This window comes from Pedobacter miscanthi (assembly GCF_003315595.1).
GTDB lineage: Bacteria > Bacteroidota > Bacteroidia > Sphingobacteriales > Sphingobacteriaceae > Pedobacter > Pedobacter miscanthi.
The window spans coordinates 17020-33956 of the sequence record NZ_QNQU01000027.1 but is presented as its reverse complement, the minus strand read 5'-3'; the positions used below and the strand labels follow the sequence as shown (position 1 = coordinate 33956).

Annotated in this window: 17 protein-coding genes; 8 read left to right on the top strand and 9 right to left on the bottom strand. The window is 38.4% G+C overall.

Annotation, left to right across the window (positions count from 1 at the left end; genetic code table 11):
- Window positions 1-4: 4 nt before the first annotated feature.
- Entirely contained in the window at window positions 5-697 is a 693-nt protein-coding gene (gene pssA, locus DRW42_RS23900; protein WP_113951391.1) for a CDP-diacylglycerol--serine O-phosphatidyltransferase, read from the top strand.
- Between the two features lie 46 nt (window positions 698-743).
- On the opposite strand, the gene DRW42_RS23895 is transcribed toward pssA, so the two are convergent.
- Window positions 744-1118 (bottom strand): Hpt domain-containing protein, encoded by a 375-nt coding sequence (locus DRW42_RS23895; RefSeq protein ID WP_113951390.1) that lies wholly within the window; start codon window positions 1116-1118, stop codon window positions 744-746.
- Window positions 1119-1122: 4 nt separating this feature from the next.
- Window positions 1123-1638: a 2-amino-4-hydroxy-6-hydroxymethyldihydropteridine diphosphokinase gene (folK, locus tag DRW42_RS23890; RefSeq protein ID WP_113951389.1), complete on the bottom strand. Its 516-nt coding sequence runs from the start codon at window positions 1636-1638 to the stop codon at window positions 1123-1125.
- Between the two features lie 40 nt (window positions 1639-1678).
- Between folK and sppA the strand changes: the two genes are divergently transcribed.
- Complete coding sequence (sppA, locus tag DRW42_RS23885) at window positions 1679-3445, top strand: signal peptide peptidase SppA (RefSeq protein WP_113951388.1); 1767 nt, start codon at window positions 1679-1681, stop codon at window positions 3443-3445.
- Between the two features lie 179 nt (window positions 3446-3624).
- Here sppA and DRW42_RS23880 read toward each other — a convergent pair whose 3' ends face one another.
- A complete protein-coding gene (locus DRW42_RS23880) occupies window positions 3625-4251 on the bottom strand; it encodes a hypothetical protein (RefSeq protein WP_113951387.1) in 627 nt (208 codons plus the stop codon).
- 89 nt (window positions 4252-4340) lie between these two features.
- On the opposite strand from DRW42_RS23880, the gene DRW42_RS23875 reads away from it, so the two are divergent.
- The 6 genes from DRW42_RS23875 to murA all read left to right on the top strand — a co-directional run bounded on the left by DRW42_RS23875 (window position 4341) and on the right by murA (window position 10685).
- Window positions 4341-6020, top strand: a complete 1680-nt coding sequence (locus DRW42_RS23875) for a DNA polymerase/3'-5' exonuclease PolX (protein WP_113951386.1) — start codon at window positions 4341-4343, stop codon at window positions 6018-6020.
- An 86-nt stretch (window positions 6021-6106) separates the two neighbouring features.
- Complete coding sequence (locus DRW42_RS23870) at window positions 6107-6709, top strand: DUF4254 domain-containing protein (protein WP_113951385.1); 603 nt, start codon at window positions 6107-6109, stop codon at window positions 6707-6709.
- 70 nt (window positions 6710-6779) lie between these two features.
- Window positions 6780-7811, top strand: coding sequence for a glycosyltransferase family 9 protein (locus DRW42_RS23865; RefSeq protein WP_113951384.1), 1032 nt, complete (start codon window positions 6780-6782; stop codon window positions 7809-7811).
- The gene (locus DRW42_RS23860; protein ID WP_113951383.1) at window positions 7804-8301 is read left to right on the top strand and encodes a SixA phosphatase family protein; all 498 of its coding nucleotides are present in this window, start codon (window positions 7804-7806) and stop codon (window positions 8299-8301) included. Before DRW42_RS23865 ends, DRW42_RS23860 begins: the two co-directional genes overlap by 8 nt.
- Before the next feature lie 305 nt (window positions 8302-8606).
- Entirely contained in the window at window positions 8607-9296 is a 690-nt protein-coding gene (locus DRW42_RS23855) for a DUF4290 domain-containing protein (RefSeq protein ID WP_113951382.1), read from the top strand.
- 63 nt (window positions 9297-9359) lie between these two features.
- The gene (gene murA / locus DRW42_RS23850) at window positions 9360-10685 is read left to right on the top strand and encodes a UDP-N-acetylglucosamine 1-carboxyvinyltransferase (RefSeq protein ID WP_113951381.1); all 1326 of its coding nucleotides are present in this window, start codon (window positions 9360-9362) and stop codon (window positions 10683-10685) included.
- A 506-nt stretch (window positions 10686-11191) separates the two neighbouring features.
- Here the strand turns inward: murA and DRW42_RS23845 are convergent.
- The 6 genes from DRW42_RS23845 to DRW42_RS23820 form a co-directional block, all read right to left on the bottom strand.
- A complete protein-coding gene (locus tag DRW42_RS23845; RefSeq protein WP_113951380.1) occupies window positions 11192-12553 on the bottom strand; it encodes a pyridoxal-phosphate dependent enzyme in 1362 nt (453 codons plus the stop codon).
- A 228-nt stretch (window positions 12554-12781) separates the two neighbouring features.
- Window positions 12782-13876, bottom strand: coding sequence for a DNA-processing protein DprA (gene dprA / locus DRW42_RS23840; protein ID WP_113951379.1), 1095 nt, complete (start codon window positions 13874-13876; stop codon window positions 12782-12784).
- Between the two features lie 49 nt (window positions 13877-13925).
- Window positions 13926-14192 carry a hypothetical protein gene (locus DRW42_RS23835; RefSeq protein ID WP_113951378.1) on the bottom strand — a complete coding sequence of 89 codons (267 nt, stop codon included), beginning with the start codon at window positions 14190-14192 and terminating at the stop codon, window positions 13926-13928.
- Between the two features lie 147 nt (window positions 14193-14339).
- Window positions 14340-15842, bottom strand: coding sequence for a S41 family peptidase (locus tag DRW42_RS23830; RefSeq protein WP_113951377.1), 1503 nt, complete (start codon window positions 15840-15842; stop codon window positions 14340-14342).
- Window positions 15843-15844: 2 nt separating this feature from the next.
- Window positions 15845-16453: an HAD family hydrolase gene (locus tag DRW42_RS23825; RefSeq protein ID WP_113951376.1), complete on the bottom strand. Its 609-nt coding sequence runs from the start codon at window positions 16451-16453 to the stop codon at window positions 15845-15847.
- 1 nt (window position 16454) lies between these two features.
- Entirely contained in the window at window positions 16455-16934 is a 480-nt protein-coding gene (locus DRW42_RS23820) for an ATP-grasp domain-containing protein (protein ID WP_113951375.1), read from the bottom strand.
- Window positions 16935-16937: the final 3 nt, after the last annotated feature.

Here is a 16937-nt window from a genome sequence, read left to right as displayed (position 1 = left end):
TGATATGAAAAGGCATCTCCCTAATGCGATTACCTGTGCAAATCTTTTTTCGGGTTGTATCGGAATCGTTTTTGCATTTAAAGGCCACTTAGAAACCGCAGCTTATTTCGTAATCTTCTCAGGAATTTTCGATTTTTTTGATGGCATGGTTGCCCGTTTGTTAAATGTTAAATCAGCGATTGGGAAAGACCTCGATTCATTGGCTGATATGGTAAGTTTTGGTTTTTTACCGGGCGTAATCATGTTCCACCTTTTAAAAGCCAGCGATTATTCTTCCGATTACCTGCCTTATTTAGGTTTTATCATCACCATTTTTTCCGCATTGCGTTTGGCTAAGTTTAACAACGACGAAAGGCAAACGCAGGATTTTATCGGTTTAAACACCCCGATGAATACGCTGTTTATCTGTTCGTTGCCCTTTATTTCAAAAGATTATCCTGAGGTAATTTCATCCACTATCCTACTCCTTGCCATTACGGCCATTACAGCTTTTTTATTGGTGAGCGAAATCAAAATATTTTCTTTGAAATTCAGCGACTTAAGCTGGGCAAAAAATAAAATCAAATTCATTTTCCTTATTTTATCGGCTGTATTGATACTATTTTTAAATTTCGCCGCTATACCTTTTGTGTTGGTGCTCTATATTGCGTTATCGATATTGCATTTCAGAGGCGCAACGGCAAGCACTGAGCGATAAGCGTTGTGCGATAGGCGGTGAGCGCTGGGCGGTAGGCTTTGTGCGTTTAAAGCGAGGCACTCAGCCTTAATTTCTCCTGCTCAAGCTGTAAAAGTACCTCAGCGAGTATTAGTTTTAGCTTTTCTACATCAAGAGAAATCTGTTTTATTGAAAAATCATTTTTGACCTGATTTTCGATCTGATGAACAAAGTCTTTAATATCATTCCGTCCGATATAGGTAAATGTAGGCTTAATCTTATGCGCATAATTGGATATTTTCACTCTGTTTCCGGCTATTAATGCTTTGTCTATTTCAGTTATAAATGCCGGGATCTGTACAAGAAAAGTATCAATTAGCTCAATCAAAAACAAAGGTTCATTTCCCACCATATCTATTAAATAGGAAAAATCTAAAGGCCGTTTTTCAAAGCTGTCTGCCATCAGTTTAAAGTTTAGCTAATTTTTTCACCTCAAGCGGGTCGACCATATTTTTACTGATGGTTAATATCGTTTCGCCCAATACGGGATGGACCACATCCGGTGCAATTTCGGCCAGGGGTTCCATCACAAATTTCCTGTTCTGCATGTGCGGATGCGGCACCTGGAGTTTATCCGGAATATTGATCACCTCATTTCCAAAAAGGATAAGATCAATATCGATCAACCTTTCGCCCCATTTATCTTTCCTGATCCTGCCGAGTTCCTGTTCGATATTTAATGCATGTTCCAAAACTTCCAGCGCGCTTAAATTGGTCTGCAGGGCCACCGCCTGATTTAAAAAAGCAGGCTGATCTGTTTTGCCCCAGGCAGCAGTTTCGTACAGCGATGAAACCGATATTACCCTGCCTGTTTTTTGATCCAATAACTCAATGGCCTTTTCCAGATTTCCCTCCCTATCGCCCAAATTTCCACCCAGTAACAAATAAGCCGTACTGTACTCTAAAGCTTTATTAAGCATCATGTATTTTTATATCTTTACAGCACAAAATTAAAACATTTAAATGAGAGAATTCTTTAAGTATTTATTTGCCTCCATGTTGGGCTTTTTCTTATCGATGGTAATTATCTTTATCATCTGCATCATAGTAGTTGTAGGAGCCATATCATCTATAGATAGTGATAAAACAGTGGTGGTTTCCAACAATTCGGTGCTCTTTCTAAATTTAGATCAGGCCATTACCGAACGTACCCCTAAAAATCCATTCGGTAGCCTGCCGATTGTAGGAAGTGAAGAAAAAGATGGAATTGGTTTAAACGACTTTATCAAAGCACTACAAAAAGCAAAAACAGACGATAATATCAAATGTATCTATTTAAATGTGAGCAGTCCAAATGCTGGTTATGCTACCTTGCGTGAGGTTAGAAATGCTTTGATTGATTTTAAAAAATCGCATAAAAAAATCATCGCTTACAGCGAAGTTTATACACAGGGGGCTTATTACCTGGCTTCAGTTGCCGATAAAGTTTACTTAAACCCTGAAGGAGCCTTAGAATTTAAAGGTTTCAGCTCTGAATTAACCTTTTTCAAAGGAACTTTAGAAAAAGTTGGGGTAGAAATGCAGGTAATCCGCGTAGGAAATTATAAAAGTGCTGTTGAGCCCTTTATTTTAGATAAAATGAGCGATTATAACCGCAAACAGGTTACGGCTTATGTGGGTGGTTTATACAATACTTTCCTGAGCGATATTGCACAGAGTCGTAATATCTCAAAAGATTCTCTTTACACCATTGCCGATAACTATAAAGTACGCGAACCACAGGATGCGGTAAACTTTAAAATGATCGATGCCTTAAAATATAAAGATCAGATTTTAGAAGAGCTGAAAGGCTTATCCGGCAGAACCAGGGGTGAAAATATCCGTTCGGTTTCGATTAACGATTATGCCAAAAACAATACTGATACCGGCGAAGGAAAAGATAAAGTAGCCGTAATTTATGCCAATGGCGAAATTAACGGTGGCGAAGGTTCTGATAACCAGATCGGTTCGGAACGTATTTCGAGGGCCATCAGAAAAGCACGTTTAGACGACGACATTAAAGCGGTTGTACTACGTGTAAACTCACCAGGTGGTAGCGCTCTTGCTTCGGATGTAATCTGGAGGGAGATTGTATTAACTAAAAAAGAAAAACCGGTTATTGCATCCTTTGGTGATGTGGCTGCATCAGGCGGTTATTACATCGGTTGTGCTGCCGACAGTATTTTTGTTCAACCAAACACCATTACGGGCTCTATCGGGGTTTTTGGCCTTATCCCGAACTTCCAGAATTTAATGACCAACAAACTGGGCATCACGTTCGACGGTGTTAAAACCGGAAAATATGCCGATATTATGGCTACTAACCGCCCTATGACGGAAGGTGAAAGATTTATCATCCAGAATGAATTAAACAGGATTTACAGCGGTTTTGTGAGTCGTGTAGCCGATGGCAGAAAGAAAAGCAAAGCTTATATTGATAGTATTGGCGGCGGTCACGTTTGGATCGGTACCGATGCCGTTCAGATTGGCTTAGCCGATAGGATCGGAAGTTTTAACGATGCCATTAAAGCTGCAGCAAAAAAAGCAAAGTTGAAAAAATATAAGGTGGTAGAATACCCGGATGTGATTGACCCTTGGAAATCGTTAATGGACGAAGGTACCGACAAAATTAAAACCTATTACACCAAACAGGAACTCGGCGACAATTACTTTTTATACCAGCAGATGAAAAAAGTGATTGCAAGCTCTGGTATCCAGGCAAGAATGCCGTTTGAAGCAATAATTAAATAATGTAAGATGGAAAATGGGTGATGGATGATGTGGCTGGATTTATAAAATAGGTTCGTGAGTCATTCAGACCTCGCAGGTTTTAAAAACCTGCGAGGTCTGGTCCGGTTCACCATCATTCATTTTCCATCTCACGTCTTCCATCCCATCATCCATCTTACCTCTTAAATCATCCATCCTACCTATTCCACCAACTTCCATTCCGGATGCAGTGTTAAATAAGTTCCGTTAACCGGAATATTTGCCTGATGCACGGTTAAAGAAATGCTCTTTCCTTTTAAAAACTCAAAACCAATCCCCTCTTTTTTAGCATCATAAACTGTTACGGTATCTTTATCTTCATTTAAATAAGCCGAAAGTTTTTCAATACCCGGAAATTTGAGTTTAGTTTCTTCTAAAGTAGTTCCGGTAGATAAGCCATCTTTTGTTTTAAACTGATGTGAAGTAATCCTGATCTGTTTTACATCTTTAATCCGCATGCTCGTATCCCGATAGGAAGAATAAACAGCAATTTCGTTAGGGTGTTTTGCCGTAGAATCGTTACTGTACCAAATGCCCCAGGCTTTCCCCATTGCAGCATCGCCTGCATTTGGTCTGCCGAGTTTTTTACCAACCTGTTCCATATCTTCGCCAATAGAAATTTCACCAACGGAGCGACCAGCAACAACTAAAAATTTTTCATTAGGAATTTGTGTAACTGCTGAAACATGAGCGACTGAATCGACTGTCTGATCATCAGTTTTATTGGCAGATTGACAAGCGGCCAAACTTACACTTAATCCTAAAAGGACGTATTTTATAGATTTCATGAGTGTAAAACAACACTTTAATAAAATTGTGTTTATAAATCGGTGAGCTGGAGAAAAATTTGGGGCATTATTTCCTAATTTTACCCCTTATGGAAAATAAGACCATCGCCCGCACCCTGCGCCTTTTATCGCAGCTCATGGAACTGCATGAGGAAAATCCTTTCAAGATCAAATCTGTAGCAAACGCCTATTTTAAGGTTGATAAACTGCCTTTTGCATTAAAAGACAAACCTTTAGAAGAGCTTGATAAAATTGAAGGAATTGGTAAAGGCCTGGCTTCCAAAATCATAGAACTTCTTCAAACCGGAGAGTTACAAGAACTTAAAGAAATCCTCGAAAGAACCCCCGAAGGTGTAGTAGAAATGCTGGCCATAAAAGGCATCGGACCGAAAAAGATTTTTATCATCTGGCGTACCCTCGGTATAGAAAGTATAGGCGAACTTTATTATGCCTGTAACGAAAACCGCTTAATCGAAGCAAAAGGTTTCGGTTTAAAAACGCAGGAAGAAATTAAAAATGCCATCGAATTTAAACTGGCCGCTAATGGTCGGTTTTTATACACACAGGTAGAAGGTTTTGCCAAAACTTTGTTTACACAGCTTTCAACCTGGACTGCAAAACTTGATAATAATGCAATTTTAGGATTTGCCGGGCAATACCGCCGTGCATGCGAAATTATTGATGAGCTCGAAATTGTAATCGGTGCAGAAAGTATCGAAACCATCAAACAAAATTTACCAGCTTTCGAACAACTTTCGTTGATAGAAGCCGAAAATTCTTTCATCTGCACTACTGAGGCAGGTTTTAGGATAAAAATCTATGTAGTTGAAAAATCAGCTTTCTATTTGCAGTGGTTTAAGCTAACCGGAAATACCGAACATGTAGAAAAAGTATTGGCCTTAGCCGGCGATGGGCCTTTTGCAAATGAAGAAGAAATTTATAGCAAGGCAGGATTAATATTTATCGAACCCGAACTCCGCGAAGATTTTGATGAAATTGAACTGGCTAAAGCAAATAAACTTCCAACCCTGATCCAATACGAAGATTTAAAAGGCAGCTTGCACAACCACTCTACCTGGAGCGATGGCGTACATACTTTAGAGCAGATGGCAGTTTATTGCAAAGAAAACTTAAACCTCGAGTATTTAGGGATTTGCGATCACTCTAAGACTGCGGTTTATGCCAAAGGACTAAACGAACAGCGCGTTTTTGGTCAGCACCAGGAAATTGACGAACTGAACAAAAAACTGGCTCCATTTAAAATTTTCAAAGGCATTGAAAGTGATATTTTAAGCGATGGTTCGCTTGATTATTCGGACGATATCCTTAAAACATTTGATTTTGTAGTCGCCTCTGTGCACAGCAACCTCCGCATGGAAGAAGCCAAAGCTACGGCACGTTTGTTAAAAGCCATCGAAAATCCTTATACTACTATTTTAGGCCACCCAACCGGGCGTTTATTGTTAAGCAGGGCCGGATATCCGATTGATTATAAAAAAATTATAGATGCCTGCGCAGCAAATAAAGTGGTCATTGAGATTAATGCCAATCCTTTACGTTTAGATCTCGACTGGCGCTGGCACCGTTATGCTTTGGAAAAAGGCGTTTTACTTTCTGTAAACCCCGATGCACACCGTACCGAAGGTTTCCACGATATGCATTATGGTATTTTAGTTGCCCGTAAAGGAGGATTAAGCGCTGATAAATGTTTAAACGCTTTCTCTTTGGAAGAAATAACGGCGTATTTTAATAGCAAAAAGTCAAATTAACCACAGAAAAAAAACGATGAACACAGATAAGTTTAAATCCGTGTTTATCTGTGAAAATCTGTGGTAAAAAAACATAACTTTGCCCCATGATAAGTGAAATTGCCAACCGCATATTTAATCAGGTTATTACAGACTATCACAAGTTTGATGATATTGACCACCCGGTTGAAAACCCCTACGATGCTGAAAGTTTAGAGCATCTTTTTTACATCAAAAACTGGATCGATACTGCCCAATGGCACATGGAAGATGTGGTGCGCAATCCACAGATTGACCCTGTTGAAGGTTTGAGCTGGAAAAGACGCATTGATGCACAAAATCAGGTACGTACCGATATGGTAGAGTTTATTGATGGCTATTTCTTAAATCTTTATCAGGGAATTACAGCTTTACCAGATGCGAAAATCAATACCGAAAGTCCGGCATGGGCGATCGACAGGCTTTCTATCCTTGCACTGAAAATTTACCACATGCGCGAAGAGGCTGAACGCGAAACAGCCTCTGCCGAACACCGCGAACAATGCCAGACTAAATTAAATGTGCTGTTATCACAACGCGATGATCTATCAACCAGCATCGACGAATTATTGGCTGATATAGAAGCGGGCAAAAAATACATGAAAGTATACAAACAAATGAAAATGTACAACGATCCGAGTTTAAACCCGGTGTTGTATAATAAATCATAAATAAATTGACCACAAAGTCACGAAGTCACAAAAACCTTAATGTATTAGTGCCTTTGTGGTAAAATAACCTATGGCTGCAACCCAAAAAATAATTGTTTTACGTTTTTCGGCCATGGGCGACGTAGCCATGGTTGCTTCCGTTTTACAAGAGTTTTCTGAACAAAACCCATCTGCAGAACTCATCATGGTAAGCCGGCCAGCTTTTAAGCCATTTTTTGATCATATTACTAACCTCACCTTTCACCCCATCCAACCTAAAACCACACATAAAGGGATTGATGGATTGTATAAACTTTATCAGGAGCTTCGCAGTTACAAACCAGATGCAATTGCCGATTTGCATGATAATTTGCGCAGCCGGGCCATTTCTACTTTCTTTAGGTTAACAGGTATCAAAATCAGGCGGATTGATAAAGGCAGGGCAGAGAAAAAAGCTTTAACCAGAACCAGCAATAAAGTTTTTAAACCGCTTAGAAAAACCGTTGAACGTTATGCTGATGTTTTCCGCGAGCTGGGTCTTAATCTTAAATTAAGTCATAAAATAAATAAATCTCCGCAAGCTATTCCTGCAAAGGCGAAAGGTTTATTCACAGATAAAACCACCAAAAAAATAGGGATTTCTCCTTTTGCGCAACATGTATATAAGGTTTATAACTTAGAAAAAATGCAAGAAGTAATTGCTGAATTAAGTAGTTCAGGTTACGAGCTTTTCATTTTTGGAGGTGGTAAAACCGAGCAGAACATTGCAGAAGATTGGGTAAAAAAACATGCAAACACCTACAATTTAATCGGCAATTTTAACCTGACGGAAGAACTGGCTATAATATCAAACCTCGATTTGATGTTAAGCATGGATTCGTCGGGTATGCACATGGCATCACTGGTTGGTGTACCGGTTGTATCTGTTTGGGGGCCAACACATTCCTATGCAGGCTTTTTAGGTTACGGTCAATCGGAAAGCGATTGTATTCAGATCGATCATCCGTCGCGTCCAAATTCTATTTACGGAAACAAACCCTGCCTCTGCGGTGTTGACAGTTGTATAGACTTAATTGAGCCTGAAACGATTGTAAATAAAATTAAAGAGAAACTAAATGGCTAAACAACTACTTTTAGTACGTCACGGAAAATCGGATTGGGGAAATTTAGAGTTAAAAGATTTCGACCGCCCGTTAAACAAACGCGGTAAGGAAAATGCACCGGAAATGGCCGAAAGATTGATTAACCGCGGCTTTAAAATCGATCAGATGGTGAGTAGCCCTGCGAAAAGGGCCAAATCTACCGCAAAGTATTTCGCCGAAGCCTATAATATTGATAAAATCATATTTGAAGAATCTATTTATGAAGCCAATTCTTCAACTTTACTTAAAGTTGTGAATGGTTTAAATGATGACGTCGATAATGTGGTTATGTTTGGCCATAATCCTGGTTTTACCGATTTCGCGAATGAGTTAAGCGGCGCTGATATTTACAATATCCCAACTGCGGGTATGGTATTAATTTCTTTCCCTTTCGATTCGTGGCAGATGGTAAGTAAGGGTACCGGAGAATTGGTTTTTTTTGATTACCCGAAAAATAGTGATGAAATTTAGACTTACCACTAAATAATTAAGATTCTTTTTTAATCACCAATTTTCAATTGCCAGTTAACCCATCAGCCACGGATTCACAGATTAACACGGAAAATACTAAAATTTACTTGTTAATTCTTTACAGTTGACTTCAGTCAACTGATTGTTAACTTTTAAAAACATCACAAATCAAATAATTTTATTAACTTTGAATATATAAAACGAAAATCTGGCAATAGACATTTCGGTGAATTCATAACCTCAACTCCTCTGGTTATTTCATAATTCGTATCGCCGGATAATTTTTTCCATTAATTTATCTGAACATGAGTTTTGACTATAATACTACACGTAGCCATCTGATTTTATCCGAATATGGCCGCAACGTACAAAATATGGTGAAGTATATCTGCGAATTACCAACCATAGAAGAACGTAATAAATATGCCCAGGCGGTGATCGACCTGATGGGATTTTTGCAACCACATTTACGTGATGTTGCCGATTTTAAACACAAACTTTGGGATCACCTGCACATTATTTCTGGTTACCAGATCGATGTGGATAGTCCTTATCCAAAGCCATTGATCGAGAATGCCTATATCAAACCAGAGCCCCTGGCCTATCCTCAGCAGCGGATTACCTACAAACACTATGGTAAAACAGTTGAAAATCTGATTGAAAAAGCCATGCGTGAAGAAGATGCCGAAATTAAAAAGGCAATGGTGCAGAGTATCGCAAACTTTATGAAAATGGCCTACGTTACCTGGAATAAGGACAATGTAAGTGATGATACCATTATTAAAGATTTAAAATACCTTTCGGGCGGATTATTATCGCTTGATGAAGGTGTTAACCTGGCCAAAGTTGAGTTCAGGGCTCAAAATCCGCGTCAAAATAATAACAACAATAATAACCGCGGCCGGAACAACAATAATAACAACAACGGTAAAAACCGTCAGAATAATAACAACAACAATAATCGTCAGCGGAATAACAACAAACCTAAATATTAATAACCATGCGTCATCCTGAACTTGTTTCAGGATCCCGAAAATGAGTTATAAAAAGAAAAATATATGAACGCATTTGAAATAACAGGCGGAATTAAATTAAAAGGCGAAATCACTCCACAAGGTGCCAAAAACGAAGCTTTACAGATTTTATCTGCAGTATTGCTTACAGAAGAAAAAGTAACCATCAGCAATATCCCTGATATTAAAGATGTAAACAAACTGATCGAATTATTAGGCGATTTAGGCGTAAAAGTTGAACGCATTAATAAAGATACTTACACTTTCGAAGCTAAAAATATTGATTTAAACTTCTTTGAATCTGATACTTTTAAAGCTAAAGGTGGTGGTTTACGTGGTTCGATTATGATTGTTGGGCCATTGCTCGCACGTTTTGGTAAAGCAGCCATTCCTAAACCGGGAGGTGATAAAATTGGCAGAAGAAGGCTGGATACCCACTTTATCGGTTTCGAAAAATTAGGTGCAAAATTTGTTTACGACAGCAAAAAAGCTTTCTTTAACGTTGATGCAACCAATTTACAGGGCGCTTATATCTTGCTAGATGAAGCTTCGGTAACTGGAACGGCAAACATTGTAATGGCTGCTGTTTTAGCTAAAGGTACCACTACCATTTACAATGCAGCCTGCGAACCTTATTTACAGCAGCTTTGTAAAATGCTTAACCGCATGGGAGCAAAAATTTCGGGCATTGGTTCTAACTTATTAACCATCGAAGGTGTTACCGTTTTAGGTGGTACAGAACACCGGATGTTGCCTGATATGATCGAAATTGGTTCTTTCATCGGTATGGCTGCAATGACGGAGTCGGAAATTACCATTAAAAATGTTTGTTATGATGAACTTGGGGTAATACCTGAGGTTTTTAGAAAACTGGGTATTAAATTAGAACGCCGTGGCGACGATATTTATGTTCCTTCTCAAAAACATTACGAAATTGATACTTTTATCGATGGATCGATTTTAACCATTGCCGATTCGCCTTGGCCGGGTTTTACACCTGATTTATTGAGTATTGTTTTGGTTGTGGCTACACAAGCAAAAGGAAATGTTTTAATCCACCAGAAAATGTTCGAAAGCCGTTTATTCTTCGTGGATAAACTGATTGATATGGGTGCTCAGATTATTCTTTGCGATCCGCACCGTGCAACGGTTAACGGTATAGACAAAAAATACAAATTACGCGGTATCAGCATGACTTCTCCTGATATCAGGGCCGGGGTTTCATTGTTAATTGCAGCTTTATCTGCAGAAGGCAAATCTACCATCTACAACATCGAACAGATTGAACGTGGCTATCAGGATATCGACACCCGTTTACGTGCCTTAGGCGCGCAGATTAAGCGTGTAAACGCTGATGCGCCGAGTCACTAATAAGGTTGAAGGTTTAAAGGTTGAGGGGAGAAGGTAAAACCCAAAGCGAAATAGCGTAATAAAAAAACGCCCCGGTAAAAAATTTACCGGGGCGTTTTTGTTTGTTAATATTTTATAAGAATCGTCATGCTGAATTTATTTCAGCATCTTTTGTATTAATTAGACCCTGAAATAAATTCAGGGTGACGCCCGCGGGAATTAACTTTGTTAGTCGGGATTTGCAATCCCATCTTTTGAACAAGGATTTTTAATCCTTAAAATGAATTGAAAATTCATTACTCAGCGGTCGAAATTACAAATCCCGACTAATGCGAGGCGTCATCTCGACCGAAACGCAGTGGAGTGGAGAGATCTACCTCGAGATAGATTTAGCTTCGCTGAGCACTGTGTGGTTCTCGACTTCGTTGCACTCCGCTCGAAATAACGGTAAATTAGATGTTAAGTATCGAAACTTTCTATAGTTCATTTCCCATCTCACATCTTACATTTCCCATCTTACATCCTACCTATCCTGATATCGCGTTAATAATATCATACTGTGTAATAATTTCGATCTTACCTGTTTCATCTTCCACTAATACAGCAGAATTTTCTTTATTAATTAGTGAAGAAATTTTATCAATTGAGGTATTCAAATCAACAAACGGGAAAGTAGCCGTCATGATTTCTGAAATCGGTGCAGATTTCAAACCTGGGTTTTCCAATAAGGCACTTAAAATATCACTTTCTGCAATCTTACCTACAATCATTCCCTGTTGAGTAACTGGAATTTGAGAGATATTCATCGATTTAATGGTATTTATAGCTTCAAGCACTGATTTTTGGGCATCCAAGGTTACAATTTCAGTATTTTCTTTTTTAGCCAGGATTGATTTTGCTGTTAGTTTCTCATCCTGTAAAAACCCACGTTCGCGTAACCAGTCTTCATTATACATTTTACCCATATAACGGCTACCATGATCGTGAAAGATCACCACCACTACATCTTCTGGTTTTAATTGATCTTTTAACTGGATTAATCCACCAATGGCAGCACCTGCCGAGTTACCTACAAAAATCCCTTCTTTACGGGCAATATCACGCGTCATCAAAGCTGCATCCTTATCGGTAACTTTTTCGAAAAGATCAATTACATCAAAGTTTACGTTTGCAGGCAGAAAATCCTCTCCGATTCCTTCGGTGATGTAAGGATAAATTTCGTCCTTATCAAAAATGCCGGTTTCTTTATATTTCTTGAAAACCGAACCATAGGTATCAATTCCCCAAATTTTAATATTTGGATTTTTCTCTTTTAAGTATTTGCCGGTTCCCGAAATTGTACCACCAGTGCCTACACCAACCACCAAATGGGTAATTTTACCTTCAGTCTGCTCCCAGATTTCAGGACCGGTTTGTTCGTAGTGTGCTTGTGAGTTGGCTAAATTATCATATTGGTTAGGTTTCCATGAATTTGGTACCTCACGCTCCAAACGTGATGAAACCGAGTAATAAGAACGCGGATCTTCCGGCTCTACGTTTGTAGGACAAACAATTACTTCAGCGCCAAAAGCACGCAAAGCATCAACTTTTTCTTTGGATTGTTTATCAGTAGTGGTGAAAATACATTTGTAGCCTTTAATAATGGCAGCCATGGCCAAGCCCATACCTGTATTTCCTGATGTTCCTTCAATAATGGTTCCGCCCGGTTTTAACTTCCCGCTTTTCTCGGCATCTTCGATCATTTTAACCGCCATACGGTCTTTAATTGAGTTACCCGGATTGGTTGTCTCAATTTTTGCCAGGATTGTACCCGGAACACCTTTAGTAATTGTATTTAATTTTACCAGCGGCGTATTGCCAATGGTTTCTAAAATATTGTTGTACCACATTATGCAAAATTAAGTAAAGGCATTTAGTATTTTATAAACTATATTTTATTTGAAACATAATTTCGAAAATTAAAAATAATTAGAATTTAATTGCATAATCTATAATTATGATGGGCATTATAGATTGATTATTGGGCAAAATGCAATTCTATAAAGGGCACTCGTCATTTCGAACGGAGTGTAACGCAGTCGAGAAATCTACCTCGATGTCAAAAAAGCAATAATTTATTACACCAACTTATAAATCTTCCCCGGTAGCGAAACAATAATCCCCTGCATCTCTAAGGTAAGAATTACGATGGATAGTTTGCTCTGCTGAATATTAAGCTGGATGCAAAGTTCATCAATAGAAAGCTGCCCTTTTTGCAGGGCATCTACCACCAATTGCTCATTTGGTGTCAGATTTAAATGTAAAGTGGTTTGAGTTTCTTTCTTTTTCTCCTTTACCTCATCATCCCAGCCTAAATAATAAATCAGGTCGTGCGCACTGTTGATCAGGCCTGCCCTATTGGTTTTAATCAGGAAATTGCAACCTTCAGATAAAGGATCATGTGTTCTACCCGGAAAAGCATATACATCTTTATTATAAGAATTAGCAATTTCGGCTGTGATCAGTGCCCCTCCTTTTATTGAAGCCTCCACTACGATAACAGCATCGGCAACACCGGCAATAATGCGGTTCCGCTGTGGAAAATTCTGTCGGTCGGGATTGGTTAGGATTGGAAACTCAGTTAACAAACCGCCATTCAGAACCATTTTTTGCGAAGTACTTTTATGGATTTTTGGGTATAAACGATCTAGCCCATGCCCCAGCACCCCAACAGTGGAGATATTATTGGTTAAACATTCTTTATGTGCAGTTACATCAATGCCATAAGCGAGTCCGCTTACTACCAGCACATCATAAGGTGCCAACACCTCACACAATTCCTTACAAAGGTTTTTCCCGTAAATAGTTGCATTTCTTGTACCAACAATACTGATAATGCGCTTATGATTGAGATCGGCAGTACCTTTGGCATAAAGCAAAATGGGCGAATCAAAACAGTTTTTTAAGCGTTTAGGATATTTCTCATCAGAAAAAAACAGTACTTCTATGTCATGTTTTTCAACAAAATCGAGTTCCTGCTGTGCCCTTACCAGCGCATCGGTGCCGCGGATGGCCTCAACAGTTTTCTCTCCAACTCCCGGGATCTGCAGCAGCTGTTTTTTTGATGCCGAAAATATATTTTCGGCACTCCCGCAATAGGCAAGAAGGTTTTTGGCCGTTACCGGTCCGATAGATTTAATAAAAGTTAAGGCAATTTTATGTAGCGTGCTCATATTTTTAAGGTTAAATAAATGCGGGATGATTTATTTCCTTATAGCAAGCTTAAAAATCGATGTCGATCAAACTTTTTAACGGAATATGTATATTATTTTTTAGCTGTATATATTTTTCTGTAACGGCCCAAACCGTAGTATCAACACGTTTTGCTCCAATGGTGGTATTAAAAGTGATAACGGCTTTCGATTTAAATTCATTACCCAGGCGCTGGGCTTCGTTAAGTTTTGTTTTTAATTCTTCGGAGTGATCTTCTTTTGCATTGATGATATTTAAATAACTGATGTGTTCCTTTTCTACAATTTCTATTGGCATGATGTCTCTTTAACGATTAATGTTAAACAAGCTTATCGATTTTTTAGAAAAAATGCAACACCTTTCTACACATTTACTGTAATAATTATATAAAAAAAGGCCGGTTTTGAACTACAAAGCCGGCCTTTTCTGTATCAATATCGCCAACTACATAAATTTCAGCTTTCTGGTTTCAACCATGCCTTTAAATTCGTGGTTCAATTTTTCATTTGCATTATCGGATAGTGCTTTACCTGCTGCACTGGTGCTGCTTAATGCATTTTCTTTAGTGTAGGAAGTAAAGTTTCCGTTAAGACTATAATATAAGGCTTGTGACAATAATTTCTCATCAACATCGCCAAAGTCTTTTGTCAGGTCGTCGGCAACGCTTTTATCTACATTCATCCCGTCAAAATAATCCCCAAAATCAACCGAGTTTTTAGTTTGGAACTGCGGTATATACAAATCAGACTTATCGATACGCAGAGAGAAAAATCCAACTGGTTTACCATAGGTTTTAGATCCGATTAACTTTACATCCATTACCGGTTTCAAATTATTGATCAGCAACTCGCTGGCCGATGCGGTAGAGCCTGTAACGATAAAATAAACCCTGTTTAAATTTAACGAACCGCGTTTTGTAAAAAGCTCCTGGTTTCCGGCAGCAATTGTAGGCTTAAAACTATAATCGAACATGCTTACCAGTTCGGTTTTTCCATTTGGAAATGTATAATAGAACTTTTGATTCTCCAGGATTTTTGCACCTGCATCCTGCATCAATTTATTATAATACGTGGTGTACATTACTTTTCCATTTTGAGATACCGGAGCAATAAGGTTTGTAAATCCATCGGCAGTAGCAACAGAGCCACCCCCGTTATACCTTAAATCAACAATAAGTTCAGTTACCCCGTCACTTTTAAACTTGACAAAAGCATTATCAAGTCCGCCCAGAATATTTGTAGTAAAACTGTTAAACACGATATAACCTACTTTTTTGCCATTAACGCTATAAGTATTGGTATATAAAATTGGATTAATATTATAACTACCGCGTGTAACAGTAACATCGGTAGCCGTTTTATTTTTTTCGATCGTTAATGTTACAGAAGCATTATCACCAAAAATGGCATTGTTTAAAAAATCAATTTCTGCTGATGAAGCCCTGGAAACAGCCCTGCCGTTAACTCTGGTTATTTTATTTCCCCTCGCCAGGCCAGCCTGCGCTGCCGGTGATGTAGGGTATACATATTTAACCCTGAGTGTATCAGTATTTGCTTCGAAATTGGCTGAAAAACCATAATCGCCGCCCACACCTCCTAATTCGCCGGCAACTGTACCATCATCTATAAATGAATATTTATCTTTGCCACCATTACTCGATAACGCCCTTATGGCCGAAACCACCTGTTGGTTACTTGCATATTTACGCGGATTAAAAGTATCGTAACTTGGCATTCCAACATTCCAGAAATAGGTTTGTTTGGCATAAAGAAAAATGGAATCTTTAGTCAGAAGTGTCCGGTCGGTGGTTTTTGTTTGTAGTAAATTTGATTCAACAACGGCATTGGCATCGGTTTCCGAATTGTTTTTCTTACACGATACCGTAAATCCAACCACAATAAGCAAAGCATACAAAAATGCATTTTGCGAAATCAATCTTTTAAGCATATTTATTTGTAAATTTCTAGTGACACAATATACGGCAAATTAATTAATCTGGATTGTTGCTCATCAAATTTATTTGCACCAACAACTAACGCATGATTAGGTGATAAATTGTTGCTGTTTAGTATGTTCTGAAAAATTTCTGATTTAGATTGATTAAGTTCTTCAGTAAAATAAACGGTAAGGTATTGCTCTAACCCATTCCATTCGGTTTGCCTGATTTTATTCAGTTGTTGCTCGGGATTTCCGGCTGTTACAATAAAGATCTGTTTGCGGTTGATCACAAGTTCCTGCATAAACTCCAGCATATTTTTATAAAGCAAAAGTTTAAGCGGCAAACGGGCGTTTAGGTGTAAAAGATCGAAATTGTATTTATACTTTTCATCAATCCCGAATTGTTTGGCCGTTTTTTCGAATATTTCTGAGGTTCCGTTATGTTCATATTCGCCCTGCATAAAAGCAATAATAGGCTGAGCATTTTTTTGCTCGGTATATTCGATAAACTGGGCAAACAGATAATAAACCTGTAATAAATAGTCTTTCTCCGGGAACAATACGTCGTCTAATTCAAAAATAACGACCTGCTTGTCCTTTACATATTGATAAGCATCCATATTATATTGTAAAAAGTTTTAAATCGTTTGCATTGTCATAACCAAATACCCCGTTAAATGATGCAGAAAGCTTTTTTGGAGCGAAATTTTCTTCACTGGAGAAAATGCAATCGCCATGGATGTATACCGCAAAATATTGGAATTGCTGTTTTTCATCGCTTAAATAACCGGTTACCACATCCGCATCAGGAAGCAGCACCTGAATGCCATATTCGCCAAAAAGCACAGCCGATTTGGCCAAAGGTTCAACTTCGTAGCGCTGAAGCGGAATGATACAATCTATTGCTTCGGTAATGCAAAAATTAAGTAAAATATGGGCAATGCTATCCTTATTTAATACACCCAAAGTTGAGAAAGCATATTTTTCGGTAATAATACCAGGTACATCGCCATAATCGGCAAGTAAAACAAAATGACTCGGAAATGCTTTCATGAGTTTTAAAGCCTTTGCATTATTTCCGCCTGTAATGAGAATTTTCAATTT